The 17,455-nt window shown below is 43.3% G+C and carries 19 protein-coding genes; 12 read left to right on the top strand and 7 right to left on the bottom strand.

Annotated elements, in window-relative coordinates:
- The first annotated feature begins 39 nt into the window (after window positions 1–39).
- The 6 genes from BIY37_RS11495 (at window position 40) to BIY37_RS13580 (ending at window position 5,336) form a co-directional block, all read left to right on the top strand.
- Window positions 40–810: a transposase gene (locus BIY37_RS11495; RefSeq protein ID WP_070067989.1), complete on the top strand. Its 771-nt coding sequence runs from the start codon at window positions 40–42 to the stop codon at window positions 808–810.
- On the top strand, window positions 791–1,345 hold the full coding sequence (locus BIY37_RS11490) for a DNA-processing protein DprA (protein ID WP_179129388.1): 555 nt from the start codon (window positions 791–793) through the stop codon (window positions 1,343–1,345). The genes BIY37_RS11495 and BIY37_RS11490 overlap by 20 nt, the downstream gene beginning before the upstream one ends.
- A 16-nt stretch (window positions 1,346–1,361) precedes the next feature.
- A complete protein-coding gene (uvrB, locus tag BIY37_RS11485) occupies window positions 1,362–3,332 on the top strand; it encodes an excinuclease ABC subunit UvrB (protein ID WP_070067988.1) in 1,971 nt (656 codons plus the stop codon).
- A gap of 140 nt (window positions 3,333–3,472) precedes the next feature.
- Window positions 3,473–3,964 (top strand): rubrerythrin family protein, encoded by a 492-nt coding sequence (locus BIY37_RS11480; RefSeq protein ID WP_070067987.1) that lies wholly within the window; start codon window positions 3,473–3,475, stop codon window positions 3,962–3,964.
- Window positions 3,965–4,364: 400 nt separating this feature from the next.
- Complete coding sequence (locus BIY37_RS11475; RefSeq protein ID WP_070067986.1) at window positions 4,365–5,141, top strand: DUF3786 domain-containing protein; 777 nt, start codon at window positions 4,365–4,367, stop codon at window positions 5,139–5,141.
- 21 nt (window positions 5,142–5,162) lie between these two features.
- Window positions 5,163–5,336 carry a hypothetical protein gene (locus BIY37_RS13580; protein WP_179129387.1) on the top strand — a complete coding sequence of 58 codons (174 nt, stop codon included), beginning with the start codon at window positions 5,163–5,165 and terminating at the stop codon, window positions 5,334–5,336.
- Window positions 5,337–5,448: 112 nt separating this feature from the next.
- Here the strand turns inward: BIY37_RS13580 and BIY37_RS11470 are convergent, their stop codons facing one another.
- Both BIY37_RS11470 and BIY37_RS11465 read right to left on the bottom strand, forming a co-directional pair.
- Window positions 5,449–6,054: a peptidoglycan recognition protein family protein gene (locus tag BIY37_RS11470; protein WP_179129386.1), complete on the bottom strand. Its 606-nt coding sequence runs from the start codon at window positions 6,052–6,054 to the stop codon at window positions 5,449–5,451.
- Window positions 6,055–6,379: 325 nt separating this feature from the next.
- Window positions 6,380–7,282 carry a winged helix-turn-helix transcriptional regulator gene (locus BIY37_RS11465; protein ID WP_070068001.1) on the bottom strand — a complete coding sequence of 301 codons (903 nt, stop codon included), beginning with the start codon at window positions 7,280–7,282 and terminating at the stop codon, window positions 6,380–6,382.
- Window positions 7,283–7,357: 75 nt separating this feature from the next.
- Between BIY37_RS11465 and BIY37_RS11460 the strand changes: the two genes are divergently transcribed.
- The 5 genes from BIY37_RS11460 (at window position 7,358) to yidD (ending at window position 11,733) form a co-directional block, all read left to right on the top strand.
- Window positions 7,358–8,083 carry a class I SAM-dependent methyltransferase gene (locus BIY37_RS11460; protein WP_179129385.1) on the top strand — a complete coding sequence of 242 codons (726 nt, stop codon included), beginning with the start codon at window positions 7,358–7,360 and terminating at the stop codon, window positions 8,081–8,083.
- Window positions 8,080–10,023, top strand: coding sequence for a ribosomal protection-like ABC-F family protein (gene abc-f / locus BIY37_RS11455; RefSeq protein WP_070067984.1), 1,944 nt, complete (start codon window positions 8,080–8,082; stop codon window positions 10,021–10,023). The genes BIY37_RS11460 and abc-f overlap by 4 nt, the downstream gene beginning before the upstream one ends.
- A 58-nt stretch (window positions 10,024–10,081) precedes the next feature.
- Window positions 10,082–10,957 carry an SDR family oxidoreductase gene (locus BIY37_RS11450; RefSeq protein ID WP_070067983.1) on the top strand — a complete coding sequence of 292 codons (876 nt, stop codon included), beginning with the start codon at window positions 10,082–10,084 and terminating at the stop codon, window positions 10,955–10,957.
- Window positions 10,958–11,171: 214 nt separating this feature from the next.
- Complete coding sequence (gene rnpA, locus BIY37_RS11445) at window positions 11,172–11,543, top strand: ribonuclease P protein component (RefSeq protein ID WP_070067982.1); 372 nt, start codon at window positions 11,172–11,174, stop codon at window positions 11,541–11,543.
- Window positions 11,524–11,733, top strand: a complete 210-nt coding sequence (gene yidD, locus BIY37_RS11440; RefSeq protein ID WP_070067981.1) for a membrane protein insertion efficiency factor YidD — start codon at window positions 11,524–11,526, stop codon at window positions 11,731–11,733. The genes rnpA and yidD overlap by 20 nt, the downstream gene beginning before the upstream one ends.
- Before the next feature lie 361 nt (window positions 11,734–12,094).
- Here yidD and BIY37_RS11430 read toward each other — a convergent pair whose 3' ends face one another.
- A complete protein-coding gene (locus tag BIY37_RS11430) occupies window positions 12,095–12,799 on the bottom strand; it encodes a tetratricopeptide repeat protein (protein WP_070067979.1) in 705 nt (234 codons plus the stop codon).
- A 1,040-nt stretch (window positions 12,800–13,839) separates the two neighbouring features.
- Between BIY37_RS11430 and BIY37_RS11425 the strand changes: the two genes are divergently transcribed.
- Window positions 13,840–14,064 (top strand): DUF2905 domain-containing protein, encoded by a 225-nt coding sequence (locus BIY37_RS11425; RefSeq protein ID WP_070067978.1) that lies wholly within the window; start codon window positions 13,840–13,842, stop codon window positions 14,062–14,064.
- Between the two features lie 507 nt (window positions 14,065–14,571).
- Here BIY37_RS11425 and BIY37_RS14085 read toward each other — a convergent pair.
- The 4 genes from BIY37_RS14085 to BIY37_RS11405 all read right to left on the bottom strand — a co-directional run bounded on the left by BIY37_RS14085 (window position 14,572) and on the right by BIY37_RS11405 (window position 17,127).
- The gene (locus tag BIY37_RS14085; protein ID WP_261340857.1) at window positions 14,572–14,706 is read right to left on the bottom strand and encodes a hypothetical protein; all 135 of its coding nucleotides are present in this window, start codon (window positions 14,704–14,706) and stop codon (window positions 14,572–14,574) included.
- On the bottom strand, window positions 14,699–15,013 hold the full coding sequence (locus BIY37_RS11420; RefSeq protein WP_070067977.1) for a hypothetical protein: 315 nt from the start codon (window positions 15,011–15,013) through the stop codon (window positions 14,699–14,701). The genes BIY37_RS14085 and BIY37_RS11420 overlap by 8 nt, the downstream gene beginning before the upstream one ends.
- Window positions 15,014–15,864: 851 nt before the next feature.
- Window positions 15,865–16,074, bottom strand: a complete 210-nt coding sequence (locus BIY37_RS11410; protein WP_070067975.1) for a hypothetical protein — start codon at window positions 16,072–16,074, stop codon at window positions 15,865–15,867.
- A gap of 183 nt (window positions 16,075–16,257) precedes the next feature.
- Window positions 16,258–17,127: a UbiA-like polyprenyltransferase gene (locus BIY37_RS11405; protein WP_070067974.1), complete on the bottom strand. Its 870-nt coding sequence runs from the start codon at window positions 17,125–17,127 to the stop codon at window positions 16,258–16,260.
- Window positions 17,128–17,455: the final 328 nt, after the last annotated feature.

Below are 17,455 nucleotides of genomic sequence, written 5' to 3'. Positions count from 1 at the left end.
ACAACCCATGTAATCAAAAAAACACGTAATAAAACACCCATGCAACAAAATAAAAACACAAATTACGATCCTGAAAAACACCATCGCCGTTCAATACGGCTGAAGGGATACGATTATACCAGGCCAGGCGCTTATTTTGTGACCATGTGTACAGAAAAAGGGAAATGCCTCTTTGGGGAAATTTCTGACGAAATCATGCAATTGAACAAATTTGGCACTATGATTCATGCGTGCTGGAATAACATACCGAAACATTTTGCACACATTCGATTGGATGCATGCGTTGTTATGCCAAATCATATCCATGGGATTATCATCATCACCGATGCCAATATCGACCGTAGGGGCGAAGCATTTTCCTCGCCCATGAAATCGTGCCCAGGTCTCGTCACGGAAAATGCTTCGCCCCTACACCCAATAACGCAATCACCTCATGGAACATCCTCCGGTTCGCTGGGGGCAATTATGCAGAATTTCAAATCTGTTTCCACACGAAAAATCAACCAATTGAACAAATCCCCGGGCACTACGCTTTGGCAGCGCAATTATTATGAACACATTGTCAGAAACGAATATGCCTTAAATGCCATTCGCCGGTATATCACATATAATCCGCTTATGTGGCCATATGATATGGATAATCCTGACAGGTGCAATGTATCTGAAGAAGAATTGAAATACGAAACAAAAAAGAGATGCAATTTTACGAATGAGGAATTAGATTTCATCTCTTCGGCTAAGCTCAGGACAGGCATTCGCTACGATATCAAATACCGCACGGGACAGGATTATGTCGACAACGAACCGTAGGGGCGAAGCATTTTTTTCACCGAATGAATTGTGCCAGGATTTTGTTACAAAAAATGCATCGCCCCTGCATTATATTGGGAACAAACAAATACTCAAACAATACAAGATCGCCTTCCTATGTTCCCGCAAGTGTCCTGCTGATATCATCCTCAAATCATATGACTGGGCAATTGAACAAAGGGAAAAAGGCGTCTGTGTTGTATCAGGTTTTCATTCCAAAATAGAGAAAGACGTTTTGCACTACCTTTTAAAAGGAAACCAGCCTATAATACTTGTACTGGCAAGGGGGTTTAAAAAACGACTCGAACCAGAATTGCAAGAAGCCTTAAACAAAAACAGACTCCTGCTCATTTCCCCATTTGACGAGAACGTTAAGCGGGTTACCGTAGAAACAGCGAACCGGAGGAACCGGCTCATGGCAGAACTGGCGGATAAAATATTTGTTGCCTATGCCGCAATCGGAGGAAACATAGAAAGGCTTCTTGCGGATATTTCAGTTACAGGCAAAGAGATTTTGTCGTTTAAAATTGTCTAAGTTGTCGAGGTAAAAAATGTCTATATTTAAGTTAGTATCTCCTTTTACACCACAGGGCGACCAGCCAAAGGCAATACATCAACTCGTAGAAGGTTATCAAAAAGGTACCATGTATCAAACCTTGTTGGGAGTTACTGGTTCCGGAAAGACCTTTACCATGGCAAACGTGATTGCTGCCCTGGAAAAGCCTACGTTGGTCATGACCCATAATAAAACCCTGGCAGCCCAGCTTTATAGTGAATTCAAGAGCTTCTTTCCGGAAAATGCTGTAGGATATTTTGTCAGTTATTACGACTATTATCAACCCGAGGCATATATCCCACAACGGGATATCTACATCGAAAAGGAAGCAACGATCAATCAGGAGATTGACCGTCTGCGCCTGGCTGCCACCAGTAATCTCATGTCACGGAAGGATGTTATCATTGTCGCCAGTGTTTCCTGCATCTATGGATTGGGCTCGCCTGAAGAGTATCAGGAAATGTATGTACATCTGGGCAAGGGTGATTCAATAGAAAGAAACAAACTCCTGAGGAGTCTCATTGATATCCAGTATGAACGAAACGACATACAGTTCATTCGCGGCACGTTACGGGTGCGGGGAGACGTTGTGGAGGTATTTCCCGCCTACGAGGAGTTTGCTTATCGCATAGAATTTTTTGGTGACGAAGTCGACAGGATTTCCATAATTAATCCTACAACGGGGAATACGGTGCAGGAGGTAAAGGAAATATCTGTTTATCCGGCAAAACACTTCGTTATGCCGGAGGGAAAGATCAAAGGGGTAGTCAGGTCTATCGAAGACGAATTGAATGACCGGTTGAAAGAACTTCGTTCAAAAGAAAAGCTACTCGAGGCTCAACGTCTGGAGGCCCGAACACGCTACGACATGGAAATGCTTCTGGAGGTGGGGTATTGTCACGGTATTGAAAATTATTCGAGACACCTCAGTGCCCGTGCGCCCGGCGAAACGCCATACACCCTGTTCGATTACTTTCCCAAAGAATTTTTCCTTATTGTTGATGAGTCCCATGTCTCTGTCCCGCAGATTGCCGGTATGTACCATGGCGACCGTGCGCGCAAGGAGACGCTTGTCAACTATGGTTTCCGCCTGCCTTCAGCACTCGATAATCGCCCCTTGCGGTTTGATGAATGGGAAAAGAGGATCCATCAGATCATGCTTGTTTCGGCAACGCCTGGCCACTATGAGCTAGAGAAAAGCAAGGGCAGGGTGGCCGAACAGATTATTCGTCCAACCGGTCTTGTCGATCCGATAATCTATGTGAAACCTGCCAAAACTCAGGTAGGGGACCTCCTGAAACAAATTAAGAAGCGGGCACAGAGGAGGGAACGGGTGCTGGTAACGACGTTGACGAAACGTCTTGCCGAAGACCTGAGCGAATATATCCAGGAAGAAGGACTCAAAGGCATGTACCTCCACTCGGAAATAGACGCGATAGAAAGGGTAACCATATTGCGTGATTTGAGGATAGGAAAATTTGATGTGCTGGTGGGTGTTAATCTCCTCAGGGAAGGACTGGATTTACCGGAAGTTTCTCTCGTAGCAATTCTTGATGCCGACAAAGAAGGATTTCTGCGTTCCGAAACCTCCCTGATACAGACTATCGGCCGAACGGCAAGGAACGTAAATGCCGAGGTTATCTTATATGCCGATGAGATAACAAATTCCATGAAACGTGCTATGGATGAAACCAACAGGCGACGGGAACTTCAACTGGCTTACAATAAAAAACATAATATTACCCCGAAAACCATACAAAAAGAGATCAAAAAGGGCATCAATGATGAGATTTCATCGCATAAGCTCGTGTACGAAACCGTTGCAGAAAGCGAGGAAGAATACATTACTCAGGAGTTTGTAAACGAACTGGAGGAGGAGATGCTCAGGGCAGCGGAGGCATTGGAGTTTGAACGTGCGGCTGAGCTTCGGGATAAGATTCAACGAATCCGACGAAATAGTGATTAAATGCTAAAATCCGGAATCCCAACAAACGAGATCATTGACATTAAAGAGTATGTATTATACTATTGTTTGATTGTCATTTTCAGATAATTATTTTACCGGTATCATTTTATTGCTGATAAAAAGAAAGGAGAAATGAAGGGATGTCGACAAAAGATAACTTACAGAATGCCTTTGCAGGTGAATCGCAGGCCAACAGGAAATATCTTGCCTTTGGCAAAAAGGCAGAAGAAGAGGGCTTTAAGCAGGTGGCAAAACTCTTCCGTGCTGCGGCGGAGGCTGAAACGGTACATGCCCACAACCATTTAAGGGTTATGGGCGGTATTAAGACAACAAAAGAAAATATTCAGGAGGCCATTGCAGGAGAAACGTATGAGTTCACCAAGATGTACCCCCAGATGATTGAGGAAGCTAAAAAGGAGGGAAACAAAGAAGCCCTGCGGAGCTTTGAAATTGCCAATAAAGTAGAGAAGATCCATGCGGATCTTTATCAAAAGGCATTGCAGCATCTGGGAAAAAATGAAGATGTGGAGTATTATGTCTGCCAGGTCTGCGGAAATACGGTAGAGAGAGAAGCGCCAGATACCTGTCCCATCTGCGGGGCGCCAAAGTCCAGATTTACAAAGATTAGTTAAGCATTTCCTCACGCACAAACAGCGACCCTCCCTTACGAGAGGGAATGCCGTATGCGTGTTATGTTAAGCGGTTTTTGGGGTGGCACGGACAAACTCCGTTTGTTCGTGCCTTTTGCAGATAACATAAACAGGTGCATTCCCGATATCTTGTAAAATTATGCACGAACGATATGAAGGAGTACCTCGTATAAAATAGTAGCAGCGAGGCGTACCTTGCCGTGGGCAATACCTATCCTACCCAGCCGATATTCATAGCGCAGCGAAGCCGCAACCAGATTCCTCCTATCAAGAGGGATGCAACTGAGGGATATAAAGACCTTGCGAAAAAAGAAAGATTTTACGCGACAATACAATAAATCGGGAATGCGCCTTCAGAGAAAAACGATAAGATTGAAATTTGATGCTTGAAATATACAAAAAGCTACCCAGGACAAATTGTGGCAAATGTGGACTCCCTACCTGCATGGCCTTTGCACTGAAAGTACAAAATGCCCTACTCAGGATGAATGATTGCCCTTATGTGACAGAAGAAACCAGGGAACTGGCAATTCAAACACCTGCCGTGACCATGGAGGATAATTATGAGCGGGTGAGTATTGAACTAGAAGCCGAGGCCAAACGGACGAATTTCAAAGAAGCAGCCATTGCCACGGGAGGTCATTTTGATATCTGTAAAGGTGGGGAAATGATAAAACTCACCATGTTGAGCAAGCCATACGAAATGCGAAAAGATGGCCTGTTTGAAAATGATGCCTATTGCCGCGATTCGTGGGCAAAGATTATCATCTATGACTATATCCGGAGAAAAGGAAACAAGCCCTTAACGGGAGAGTGGGTGACCCTGGGATATTTTCCTCATACTGCCTCGCATGTAAAGGCATTTCAACGGAATGCAGAAGAAAAAGTTGCGGCAACATTTAATAAAAATATGAATCGTCTGAAGGCGTGCTGCAAAGAGTTAGGTGGCATAGAAACCCGGGGAAAAATGAAAGCAGATTATGTCTTCCGCTTTGACCTCTTGCCACAGATACCCTTGTATCTGTGCTTTTGGGATGCGGATGAAGAGTTTTCGGCAAGTTGCAAGCTTTTTTTAGATAGCAGTGCGGAAGCTTACATCGACATAGAATACCTTGCCTATCTTGTGGAAAGATTTGTGGAAAGATTTGTTCAGTTATAAAAAATAACAGAGGAAATTCCTATGGCTAACTGCTGGAAGTGTGGTCTTTATCTCGGAGAAAAGGATGAATGGAAAAAGATGACTACCACTAGGGGAGACATCTGCATCCTATGCTATAATAAGGCCAAAGAAATTGATACGCCCCGTATCCAAGCAGAAATGAATGCCTTTTTGAAGGCCAAGGAAAAGCAATGACTATTCACAAAGGGGAGGTGTCTGCGCCTAGATCTGAAACCCAAAAGGTGTATTTGCTGCTCTGCCGCATTTTGACTGTTGTGTGCTGGGTGTACGATATTCCGTCGATACCTTAGAAATAAGTATTTGCAAGCAATTTGTAATAAGGAAAGTTTCTTCCCGGACATTCAGTTTGCCTGAAGTGTCGGTGCATGATCACATTTTCAGCGGGGATCCGGCATCTGTTTTTCAAATACTCAACTAAGGTCGAAAGGGATGCCATCTGAGCTGATGTTGGACGCGATTCATTAAAATTTCCCACCAGGCAAATTCCTATGCCATAGTGGTTGTATTCTTCCACACCGGCGTGGGCGCCGTCTATTTGGTTTTTCCATCGGTTTCCTATCTCGATTTTTCCGTCAGAGGTTCCATTTCCATTGCCGATCACAAAATGATAGCCCAGGCCATTCTCCCATCTTCTTTTCTTTCTGTGATATTTATCAAAATCAGCGGCGCTGCCAGATGCTGAGGCGCTGTGGTGAATAACAATGTATCTCCAGTCCCGTACAAAATAATGATCAAGTTGACTTATGATATAAGACTCTTCCCTTTTCTGAGGTTTCACAGGAATCATGGCGCTTTCAACAGGCCTCGTGGCAGGCATGGGTTTGGAAGCCGGCGGCACATAACAACCCAAGGGTCCGAGGATAAAAAAAGACAGGCAAATACCGATTTTCAACCGAAGACGCATAGATAATACCTGAAATAAATCCAGAAGACGTTGTAATGCTTAATCTCTTTTTGAAGAGAAAATTTGTAACGGAATTAAGCAAACAACATACCTGTTAAGCTTGTCCTTCCATTGAGTCAAGGCATTTCACAGGTTATAGAGTAAATAAGCGCCTGTATTTATACATTACTGACGTAACACTTCTTTTCTTCCAAAGGTAATGGGAAAAAGATATTCAGCGTAGTTTTTTTATGCGGCTTGTTGAGATTTCAAACATTTCTGAACTGATGAGCCAGAGGCAATGATCAGGAACGAGATGCGCCGGATTTAAGATTTATAAATTCTCTGCTAAGGTAATTTTTCTCCTCTTTCTTTTAATAAACCCCTCTTTTTCTAATTGAACAAGATTGTATTTTATCTTTTCCCGACTCAGGTGAAGCTTTTGTGCAATTTCTTGCTCGGAAAGACATGATTTGGTAGTGAGCGCTTTCAGAATCATTCCCCGAATCTGCCGGTTGGAGCCTTGAAAGGGAGGTTGCTTTTGATAATGAGCGCTTCTCCTGTTTGGATTTTCGTGGTTTTGCTTCAACATTACTCCATAATCCATAAGGGCATAATACCATTCACGGGGATGAGAAGTATGCAGGGTCTGTTCTACCAGAGGAAGGATTTCAGCGTCTCTGATATTTGTTCTATCGTGGAAAAAGCTATGGATAAATACTCTGCGTATATTCGTTTCAATAAAAACGGTCGGTTTATGAAAGGCAAATGCAGCAATTGAAGCGGCAGTTGCCGCGCCGATTCCGGGAAAAGTCTTTAACGTTTCCACCGACGAGGGAAGCTTCCCGTAAAACTCATCCGTAACCCTTTGAGCAATCTGCATCAAAGCTATTGCCCGCCGGTTGTAACCCAGCCCCTGCCATTTCTGAAGAACCATGCGTAGTGATGCCCTGGCGAGGCTTGGAAAATCAGGAAATGTACTGATAAACGGTTCATACTTCCCCATAACCGTTTGTACCTGGGTTTGCTGGAGCATAATTTCCGAAACCAGGATCCGATACGGGTCTTGCGTTGTTCTCCAGGGAAGTTTACGGCCATGTGCCTGATAATGCAGGTAAATCCTTTCTTGAAACCTTCGCACCGCCGCCTGTGTCAGTCGCTTCCCGGGACACACCAGTTTAGAAGCGGGATTTCTCTTTTTGCCTTTTCTTAAGTCTCTTGTAGATTTACTTTTCATAATATTTTTATTATAATTGCACAAAATATAATCTGCTATTATTTTTTCATGATTGCCGTTATGGAGAAAAATGCCTTGAGAGAAACGGTCTACGCCTTTAATAACTCCAATATTGTAGCTTCTTACGATGCCGATATGGACATCTGGCATCCAAACCGTGTTAAAATGGCATCCGTCGTGTGTGAGGTCTTGCCCTTTAACAGAACGGAACATTTGCGTGTCTTAGACTTGGGCGCCGGTACCGGCTACCTTTCTCACAAGATCATCGAAATGTTTCCCCGCGCGGAGATTATTGCTGTTGATGCGGCAGCGCTCATGATCGAAAAGGCCAAAGCAAGGCTTAACAATCGCCTTGAACACGTCACATTCCATGTCTCCACATTTCAGGATTTACCGAAAACAATGGACGCCCATTCCTCTGTCGACGCCGTGGTATCTTCTTTTGCTCTTCACCATTTATATCGGGAGGAGAAGCTTACGCTCCTCAACTACGTTCAGTCAATTTTAAGACCGCATGGCTGGTTTATAAATTGTGATGTTTTAAAAACGGCCGACGCTGTACTTGAGGCCAGATTCCGGCGTTTGTACTATCAGGGTATACAAGAGAGAACGCGTGAAATCAGGCACGAAGAGAAGTCCCTGGACGAAATTTCCTCAGCATTGTCTGATAAAGAGAAAGAGTCCGGTGATAACCCGTTATGCCTGATGGACGAGCTTCAAATTATTGCAGAGGCCGGATTCCGCACTGCCGAGTGTTTCTGGAAGGAATATCAGGAAGCGGTGTATGGCGGGATAAAATGATTCGTCTGAATAACATTAGCCTTACCTTCGGATCAAAAGCCATTGTTGACAACGTTTCTCTTCACATCAGAAGAAACGATCGGATCGGTTTGATCGGACCCAACGGTGCCGGAAAATCTACCCTCTTCAAACTCATTGGCAGATTCATTGAGCCGGATGGAGGCGATCTTGTTTGTTCAAAAGATGCAAATACTGGCTACCTTCCCCAGGAAGGGTTCGTCTTCAGGAAAAAGACGGTATTTGAAGAAACCAGTTCTGCCTTTGAGGACATTCTCCACCTGAAGCATCAGATTGATACCATCCACACCCAATTGGAAGATCCTGTCATACGAGGTGAGGACCATCAGATGCTCCTGGATAATTACGCACATCTGCAGCATCAGCTCGAGGTTGTCAACAGCGCAAAGATTGAAGCGGAAACGGGCAAGGTTTTAAAAGGAATGGGGTTTAAGGAATCAGATTTTACAAGAGACATTGGTACTTTCAGCGGCGGATGGCAGATGCGGGTTGCCCTTTCCCGGTTGTTACTGCAGGAACCCAATGTACTCCTCCTGGACGAACCAACCAATCATCTGGATATCGATTCAATCCTCTGGCTGGAAGAATATCTCAGGGGATTTAAAGGAGGTCTGATTATCATATCACACGACCGCGCATTCCTTGATCGAAACGTTACCAAGATCTGGGAATTGGAGAAGGGGAAAATCCATGAATACTATGGAAATTATTCCTTGTATGAGATTGAAAAAAAGAATCGGATGGAATTACAGACAGCGCGTTACGTCAATCAGCAGAAAAAGATCAAAGAGGTGGAACGGTTTATTGAACGTTTCCGGGCGAAGAACACCAAGGCATCACAGGTACAGAGCCGCATCCTTATGCTTGAAAAAATGGAGAAGGAAGAACTGCCTGAAAACACGATAGAGCAGATCAAATTCCGGTTTCCTCCTTCAAAACAAAGCGGCATCTCGGTATTGGGTGTAAAAGATGTTTCACACAAATATGATGGAGGGTCGATATTCCAGGGTATTTGCCTTTCCCTTGAACGGGGAGAAAAGGTCGCCCTTGTCGGGCAGAATGGGTCTGGAAAATCCACTTTACTCCGCATCATAGCTGGTATTGAGCAACCATACGCCGGAACGATCAGGATGGGGTATAATGTATCTTTTGATTATTTTGCCCAGGAACATGCAGAGAAATTGAATACGCAAAATACCGTATTACAGGAAATCGAGACGGTTGCCCCACTTTCCATGATTCCCCATATTCGCCATATCCTGGGTGCTTTCCTTTTTTCCGGTGACGACATCTTTAAGAGTGTCAATGTTCTGAGCGGCGGTGAAAAATCCCGGCTATCTCTTGCCAAGATGCTTCTCAAGCCTACCAATTTTCTCATCATGGATGAGCCAACAAATCATATCGACATCGCGACTAAGAAGATACTCAAGGATGCACTGCTGGATTATGCAGGAAGCCTGTTGATTGTATCCCATGACAGGGATTTCCTTGATGGTCTTGTCACAAAAGTTTACGAATTAAGAAACCAGAAGATCCTCACCCATTTGGGTAGTATGCGGGACTTTCTCGAAAAAAAGGTGTCTGATTTACTTGGGGAAACTGCGGAAGGCAGGGCAACGGAAGTCTTGCATCGTAAGTCTGAAGAAACCAATTCACAAAAGCAACAGTATTTACTTAAGAAGGAGCAAAATGCCAGAAGAAGAAAACTCGCCAAAGATGTCCAAACCATAGAAGAAAAAATTGCCTTCCTGGAAACTCAAAAAAAGGAAATAGACCGTATCTTTTCAGATCCGTCGCTTTATGACGACAAAGCGAAATCTGTGGAGGTCAATAAACAATATAAGGCGATTACCCAGGAATTGAGCGCCCTCTATAACCGATGGGAGGAAATGCACGTGGAGTTGGAGTCCGTAAGTGAATAAATGCTTCAACGGATACAGGAATCCAACGACCTTTGCAGACATCTAATGAGGCGCTTTTATGAAGAAATTGCTCGTTACGGGTGCTCGCGGATTTTTGGGATGGAATGTTTGTCAGGCAGCGAAACGAACATGGGATGTCACCGGGACGACTTTTTCCCATTCAGGAGACATTGCAGGTATGCCTGTCGTGAAAGCCGATCTAATTGATTTTAAAGCAGTGAAGAAGATATTCCGGCAGATACGTCCCGACGCCGTAATCCATACTGCGGCGAAAACGGATCCGAATTTTTGCCAAATCAACCCGGCTGAATCACAGAAGGTCAATGTAGATGCATCTGTTAATATTGCGGGTCTTTGTGCAGATTATGGAATTCCCTGTGTTTTTACCTCAACGGATCTGGTTTTCGATGGTTTGAGCGCCCCTTATCGTGAGGAAGATCCGGTTTGTCCCGTCAATTTTTATGGAGAACAAAAGGTACTGGCTGAGGAGGGCATGATGAAACGCCATCCCATGATTGCTATTTGCCGATTGTCTTTGATGTTTGGCATTCCCGGACCAGGTGCCAAAAGCTTCATTCAGCCCATGATAGAAGCGATAAAAACGGGAAGGGAATTGCAGCTTTTTGTTGATGAATTCAGAACCCCGGTAAGCGTAATCGCTGCTGTATCCGGAATTTTTCTGTCCCTTGAAAAAGTGCATGGATTACTCCACATAGGCGGCAACAAACGTATCTCCCGGTATGAGTTTGGCGAGCTACTGGCGAATACTTTGAACATTTCTGAAGCCAGGTTGATACCCTCCAAACAAAAGGATTTGATCTTGGCGGCGCCAAGACCGCCGGACGTTTCACTAGATAGCACGAGCGCTATTTCATTGGGCTTCAGACCGTTGCCATTGTCTGATGAAATTAAAAAGGTCGTGGGGTGTACTTAAATCTTGCCCATGAACCCATTGACTTCATCTTGTTCTTCTGCTAAGGTACACATGTCTAAAAAGATAGTATAGCAACATGAAAAACCCTACCGTCAAACCCTCATTGACGGGGCTGTTGGATTGCGTTTATCTTGAGACAGTATTTGCTTGAAAAGCTAGAAATAACGCTGTGAAATTTTTCTTACTCCCCTTTTTGAATGCGTGAATTTGCCTTATGAAGTATCGATTTACGAAAGCGGAACGGTTGACTTTAAAGAGGGAATTTGAAAGAGTTTTTCAGGAAGGGAAGGTATTCAAAGATGCGAAGGTTGTCCTCTACGTAGTAGTAAATAGCCTTCCGCATTCCCGGCTGGGGCTGGTGGTAAGCAAGAAGGTAGGAAATGCCGTGCGGCGGAATCGTGCCAAACGATTGCTGAGAGAGGTTTACCGGCTAAATAAACACTTACTTGCAGTGCACGTTGACATAATTGCCATTCCGCGTCAGCCCTTTTCTTCCGATCTGAAACGGTCTGATATTGAAGACGGATTTAAGAAATTACTTATTAAAATTAATGAAGTCTGTGCCCATGAAGTTTATCATCATTAAACTTATTCATGCATATCAGTTTATTATCTCACCCTTCTTGCATCCTTCCTGCCGTTATGAGCCCACCTGTTCCCAATATATGATTGATGCGATACAAAAGAAGGGTATCTTATGGGGCATATGCCTTGGTATATGGCGTGTATTGCGGTGTCATCCCTTTGGGAGTTCCGGATATGACCCGGTAAAGTAAAGCACCCATAACAGAGACAATTGCATGTTGCCGTTCTTTAACAAGTCACGTTCATATCCTGATAGGCTGTGTACTTTTCCGTTAAAGGATGGGATTTTGGCTACGGTGAACGCAAAAGAACATTGCCATTGCGGACGCATTCGCATTGCTCTGTATAAACTCCTCGGGGCAATCCAGGCACTGGAGATTGCTTCGGGCTGCAGCCCTGGCAAGGGTGCTTGCATATATACTTATTTGTTACGTTTACTATAGTAATGTCGCCTTATCATTCTCTTGCAAGTGGAAATCCAGAACACTAGCGTAAAATACTGGATTCCTGCTTTTGCAGGAATGACAACTTTCTTTTGTCGTTAACTCTAAGTTATTTCGCTTGATTCTTTTTAGCTAATTCCTCGTATTGTTTAATTGCGTTATTAGCGTCTGCTTCCAATCCCTTTTTCCTATATGCTATCTCAAGATTTTTGTAGGTCATTGCTATGGATGGATTCATGGAAATGGATTTTTTGAGTTCGTTAATGGCTTCGTCCAGGTGCCCTGTTTCGGTATAAACAACGCCCAGGTTGTTATGAGTAATTGCGTCGTCTGGTTTTTTATCGAGTACCTTTTTATATTCTTGTATAGCTTCAGCATACTTTTTTTTCTGTGTATAGGCTAATCCTAAAACGTAGTGTGCATCAGAAAAATCAGGTTTTAATTCAACAGCCTTTTCCCAGACAAAAATCGCCGCATCCTGTACGTTGTTTCTTGCATAGATGGTACCAAGGTTATACAACGCCTGCGGGTCATACGGATAGAGTTCCAATACCTTTTTATACTCTTCAATCGCCTCAACAAACAATCCCTTTTTATGGTAAGATACAGCAAGATTATTGTACGCTTCCCGGTTAAAGGGGTCTAGTTTCAATGCCTTTTTATACTCTTTAAGGGCATCGTTTATTCTGCCCTGACTGTCCAAAGAAACACCTTGGCGATTGTAGAAATCGGGGTCTTGTATACCACAACCTCCACTCATGCACACGATGATAAAGGGTAATAGAAAAATACAGCGAAAGTTTAAAATAGACATGAAATTTGGTCCTCGGTGATCTTTATATTTAGCTTCCGTATCACTTTCTTCGCAGGAATGATAACTTTCTATTGTCGTTGGCTATAAGAAAATTAATCAGGCTACCTATGGGCCGGGAGTATGTTTCAGCATTTTACCCATCCCTATATTCCCTCTTTCCAGAGAAGGCTCAAAGGATTGAAATTCCTTCATATTAAAGTTATGCAGAATTGAATGCTGGTGCATTGTAATATGAAGGTTTCTTCACTTCAATTGAATTCTGTGTGCGTTTAGCAAGTCTTTTTTGTTATTTCAGCCAAACGGCTAAAACCTTGCCAGACGTCAATGTTTACAATAACTACCCATGGTCATTGAGGCACAGATCCGTGTTCTCCTGCAGATTAAATTTGCATACAAGGAATACGTTTGGTTAAATCATGAGTAGATTTTTGAAAAAGGCAGTGCCGATCATTCGGCTGAGCTCACAATGAAGTCCCTTGTGGTTGGCCTGTGCTGGGGATAAACCACCAGTGCCACGCAATTTGTTTTGTGCAGATTGCAATACGGTTTTTGTCCTATCCGAACGCTTTTATCGGGTATCCAGTGAATCCTGAACTTCCTGGATTCCCCATGATAACATGCGGAAATGATATCTCGAAAGCAATAAAACAAGACATGCAAATTTCTGACTGGATAACGCTGAAATTGCTATTACGTTTGTTTATATAAAAAAATAGTTGGGTTTTGTGTTATAAAATCCGACTTTTTAGGAAATGCAAAAACAAATTGACGCAGAGCAATGCCTTTGCCTTGCTGGAGGCAACCCTATCAGAGTTTTAAATCCTGACAGGTTAATTTTGTTCATATTTATGTTAAAGATGTCAGCATATGTTATCGTCATTGCGAGCGAAAGCGAAGCAATCTTAAGTCTTTTATAACAACGGATTGTTTTGTTTCACCACTCCTAGCAATGACATTTGTTTGTGTTAGATTTTGATAAAGTACTATACTATGGATCCAATATCCTATTTGGGCGGATTGAGAAACGGAAGGTACATGTTATGGGTGAATTGAGCGCATTCGGCAAGATTTTTATAGGTCTGGGCATTCTTATGATTATTGTAGGAGGGCTGTTTGTGCTGGGAGGGAAGATCCCCTTTCTGGGAAGGCTGCCCGGTGACATTGCCATTCAAAGGAAAAACTTTAGCTTTTACTTTCCCATCACAACATGTATTATCATCAGTATCATCTTCTCATTGGTTATGTGGCTATTGCGCAGAAGATAAAAACAAGAAAGAGCCGAACATTACGGTTAATGGCCATTAAGGTGTCCGGGATTTTTCCCAAAAGCCATGAAGCGCCTTCCCCACCACTTGCTGATGGAGGCGATGTTATCTTCCTTGTTACTTGTCTATTCCTTAAAACCAGACAGATGTAAAGGAATAACAGACATGGTTGGATTAATCAGAGCAAGCCCAATCCACCCAATATTTTCATTAGTGACTGGATTTTGTATCTCAACCACACCTATCGGACTTTACAACTTATTTATTGGCTTTCGTAGTTATGCCTTGTTTATCTTTACCGAACGATACAAAAAAACCAAGGGTAATAGTAAGGAATGTCTTTGTTGTGCAAGTCGGGATTTCAGAGTGCGATTAAGCAACATAATCTTGTGAACGTCATAAATATCGAGAACGAAAAAGTGCGATCATCCTGTTAACCTGGGACGATTGACGTACCACGGATATGAAAGCGGGACGCATACACTACAGAAATCCAAAATCTGAAATCTAAACTTTACATACGGTAAGACAATCTCCTTGCTTGTCATTATGACACATTCCTATGAAACAACCGTTTCTGTTTGCCATGGCGGATGGTTCTTTATTCATATACAACCCCATGTGTCGTAAACATTCATTCATTTTTTTCTCTCTTCCATGTAAGCTCGATGGGCGGTTCGGTTGACAGTTTACCGCAATTGATCTGTTTGCAGGAAGGTTGATAAAACTCATTATTATTCGCTCCGGATGGTTTGACATGAAGCCGTATGACTTCGTAAGAAGGCAGGTGGATTGTCTTATACACTTCGGCCCACATCCATTCGCTGGCCGTGATAATCCACTCAAGGCTGCGTATACCATATTGAAGGGGGAGATGGAGCAGATATGCAAGCAGATCCAGAGCAATAAACCCTATCTTTGGCTGTTTAGTCAGAAGCGTACGGATCATCACTACCCTTACAAGCTTTGCAAGATCAGTTGACGTAAAAGAACTTTCACTGATGTCCCGACATGGGGTGGTGATGCTGCGTTTAGACGGTTGTAAAAGTCCCTTCCTTTGCTCTGTTGGGTTTTAGAAAGGGGTTCCCTTCGGTTGTGATTGCTAACCAACAGGGAAGTGCTACGCCCAAAATATGCCTTTTGATAACATGTTCCAGTGTTATTCAAGGAAATCTTTAATCTATTCGATTTTGATGCTGAAAAGCAAAAAACAGTTTTATGAAACAACCGCATTATAGTATCACAGCGTAAAATCTTTCTTTTTCCGTAAGTTTTTATCCCCTCATTCCTCTTGATAGAGGGGATTTTATTGCGGCTTTGCTGCACTATGTATTTTGAGACCTATTGGTGTCAAAAACTACATTCTCTGAGGGATGCAGGTTAAAGTGCGTTTGATTGTACCATCAAAAAACACAGCGCCCTGCATTGGCATAAGGAAATGGATCGGCTATCCGGCTGGAACGCCCTGAAAAACGGTGTCAAACCCATCCCAGCGGATAAAGGGAATTTTGTCCTGGAGATTTATGGCTGGATCTGCTTGAAGGCTCGACAATCCTTGACGGTTTGTCAACCTGTGAAATATTGAACGTTTCGTTGTGAAATTTGCTCGCATCAAAGCTCAATGAGTCTGCAATCTCCTCCGCGAGGAAGGACTTACCTGACCCGGGGTATCCGAAAACAGTTTTTTCGGCTTTTTGACCAAGAGATAGATGGGTTCTGTCTGAGTATTTTGTTTGGATGGATCGAGGGACTCCTTATCAGTTTGTTCGTATGGATCAATGGCATCCTTGCCCGTCGCTTTCAGGTACAAAGGTGAGCGCCTGTCCTGTCGCTGGGTGCCAGATTCCAGAACCGTGAGATGTTTACCCAGGCATCGCCCAGCTCTCCATCTCCATCTTTTGTACCAATGTAGCTGTTTTCTACACCCTTAAAATAGCGGCCTCCTACATGGTCATTACGATAACGGCAGTAAGCAGATAGATCGGTTTCTGGCTCAGGGTATTGGTGCACCGATATTTTTGGGCAAGGGTGTTGGCATGTACAAATTGAGGCGGGAAATGAGGGCAGTATGATCGAGCCGGCTTATAACGCATTTACACGCTTATTCGTGTGAGCCACGTTCGCCGCATACTTTAGCAAGATGCCGTTCTGGCTTCAACTGCTCTTCGGAGATTTGAGATTCCATATTCAAACTCACCTCACAAAGATATCTATTAAGGTTATTCCCATCAGGCCAACGCTGATAATTCCATTCACAGTAAAAAAAGCCGTGTTGATTCTTGATAAGTCTTTAGGCTTTACGAGGGAATGTTCATACAAGAGCAAAGCGGCAACAATACTTACCCCAATCGTATAAACAATACCCAAACCGGTATAATGAGATACTGCCAGCAGCACCCCTACCATGAAAAGATGCAATACGGCAGAGAGTATTAGTGCTCCCCTGATGCCTAGCTTTTTGGGGATGGAATATAATCCCGATTTCACATCATGCTCTAGGTCCTGGCAAGCATAGATAATATCGAACCCTGCTGTCCACAAGACTACGGCAAAGGCCAGCAAGAAAGGCGTAGCGGTCAGCGTCCCCTGAATTCCTACCCATGCACCGATGGGTGACAGCCCTAATGCAAGACCAAGGATAAAATGAGAGAAATGGGTAAAGCGTTTTGTGTATGAATATCCAAAGATGATAAGGGCGGCCAGTGGGGACATAAAAAAAGCCAATTGATTGAGCATCCATGCACAAAAAACAAAGAGAACGATACATAGGATGGTAAATACCCACAGATACCTCCTGCCGATTTTCTTTTGCAGCTCCACACGATATGCTGTTCGCGGGTTGTGCATGTCATAGGCGGTATCAACCAACCGGTTAAAAGACATCGCCGCACTGCGTGCGGTTATCAACGCCGCCAGGATTAACAACAATTGTTTCAGGCCGGGGAATCCGCCTGCGGCGAGAAATGCGCTCATCACAGCAAAAGGAAATGAAAACAGGGTATGGCTGAATTTAATTAAATCGAGTATTGAGACAATCTTTTTCCACGGGTTTGAAAAATTCATATCAATTTTTGTGTTTCATTCTGTTCGTCATTAAATGGAAAGATTATAGTAGCTGGCCGTTTATTAATCAAGGATGCAGTCGGAAACGCGCACTGCAAAGATGCCTGCCAGAGTGACAGCGACAAAAACTTACACTCCAAAAAAATGTCAAAATGACAACGTCAAAATCGTGTTGATAAACAAAAGAAAAATTTGTAGAATAATTTATCTGAGGATCTTTACGATTTATTAAATGATTGTGTTACAAAATGTTATGTCTTTTTTTTACTATAATAAATTATCTCATTGTCTGATTGACAATCATTATATTCCTTTGAAGTTGCCGTGA

The organism is Candidatus Brocadia sapporoensis, from assembly GCF_001753675.2.
GTDB classification, from domain to species: domain Bacteria; phylum Planctomycetota; class Brocadiia; order Brocadiales; family Brocadiaceae; genus Brocadia; species Brocadia sapporoensis.
This window is presented reverse-complemented; position numbering and strand designations above follow the sequence as displayed.

What these genes read in the sequence shown, in the direction of transcription:
- abc-f (WP_070067984.1), top strand. Translation starts at nt 8,080, where the DNA reads ATGATTCGTCTGAATAACATTAGCCTTACCTTCGGATCAAAAGCCATT.
- BIY37_RS11495 (WP_070067989.1), top strand. Translation starts at nt 40, where the DNA reads ATGCAACAAAATAAAAACACAAATTACGATCCTGAAAAACACCATCGC.
- BIY37_RS11430 (WP_070067979.1), bottom strand. Translation starts at nt 12,799, where the DNA reads ATGTCTATTTTAAACTTTCGCTGTATTTTTCTATTACCCTTTATCATC.
- yidD (WP_070067981.1), top strand. Translation starts at nt 11,524, where the DNA reads ATGAAGTTTATCATCATTAAACTTATTCATGCATATCAGTTTATTATC.
- BIY37_RS13580 (WP_179129387.1), top strand. Translation starts at nt 5,163, where the DNA reads ATGGCTAACTGCTGGAAGTGTGGTCTTTATCTCGGAGAAAAGGATGAA.
- BIY37_RS11405 (WP_070067974.1), bottom strand. Translation starts at nt 17,127, where the DNA reads ATGAATTTTTCAAACCCGTGGAAAAAGATTGTCTCAATACTCGATTTA.
- rnpA (WP_070067982.1), top strand. Translation starts at nt 11,172, where the DNA reads ATGAAGTATCGATTTACGAAAGCGGAACGGTTGACTTTAAAGAGGGAA.
- BIY37_RS11425 (WP_070067978.1), top strand. Translation starts at nt 13,840, where the DNA reads ATGGGTGAATTGAGCGCATTCGGCAAGATTTTTATAGGTCTGGGCATT.
- uvrB (WP_070067988.1), top strand. Translation starts at nt 1,362, where the DNA reads ATGTCTATATTTAAGTTAGTATCTCCTTTTACACCACAGGGCGACCAG.
- BIY37_RS11490 (WP_179129388.1), top strand. Translation starts at nt 791, where the DNA reads ATGTCGACAACGAACCGTAGGGGCGAAGCATTTTTTTCACCGAATGAA.
- BIY37_RS14085 (WP_261340857.1), bottom strand. Translation starts at nt 14,706, where the DNA reads ATGAATGAATGTTTACGACACATGGGGTTGTATATGAATAAAGAACCA.
- BIY37_RS11480 (WP_070067987.1), top strand. Translation starts at nt 3,473, where the DNA reads ATGTCGACAAAAGATAACTTACAGAATGCCTTTGCAGGTGAATCGCAG.
- BIY37_RS11420 (WP_070067977.1), bottom strand. Translation starts at nt 15,013, where the DNA reads ATGATCCGTACGCTTCTGACTAAACAGCCAAAGATAGGGTTTATTGCT.
- BIY37_RS11475 (WP_070067986.1), top strand. Translation starts at nt 4,365, where the DNA reads ATGCTTGAAATATACAAAAAGCTACCCAGGACAAATTGTGGCAAATGT.
- BIY37_RS11450 (WP_070067983.1), top strand. Translation starts at nt 10,082, where the DNA reads ATGAAGAAATTGCTCGTTACGGGTGCTCGCGGATTTTTGGGATGGAAT.
- BIY37_RS11465 (WP_070068001.1), bottom strand. Translation starts at nt 7,282, where the DNA reads ATGAAAAGTAAATCTACAAGAGACTTAAGAAAAGGCAAAAAGAGAAAT.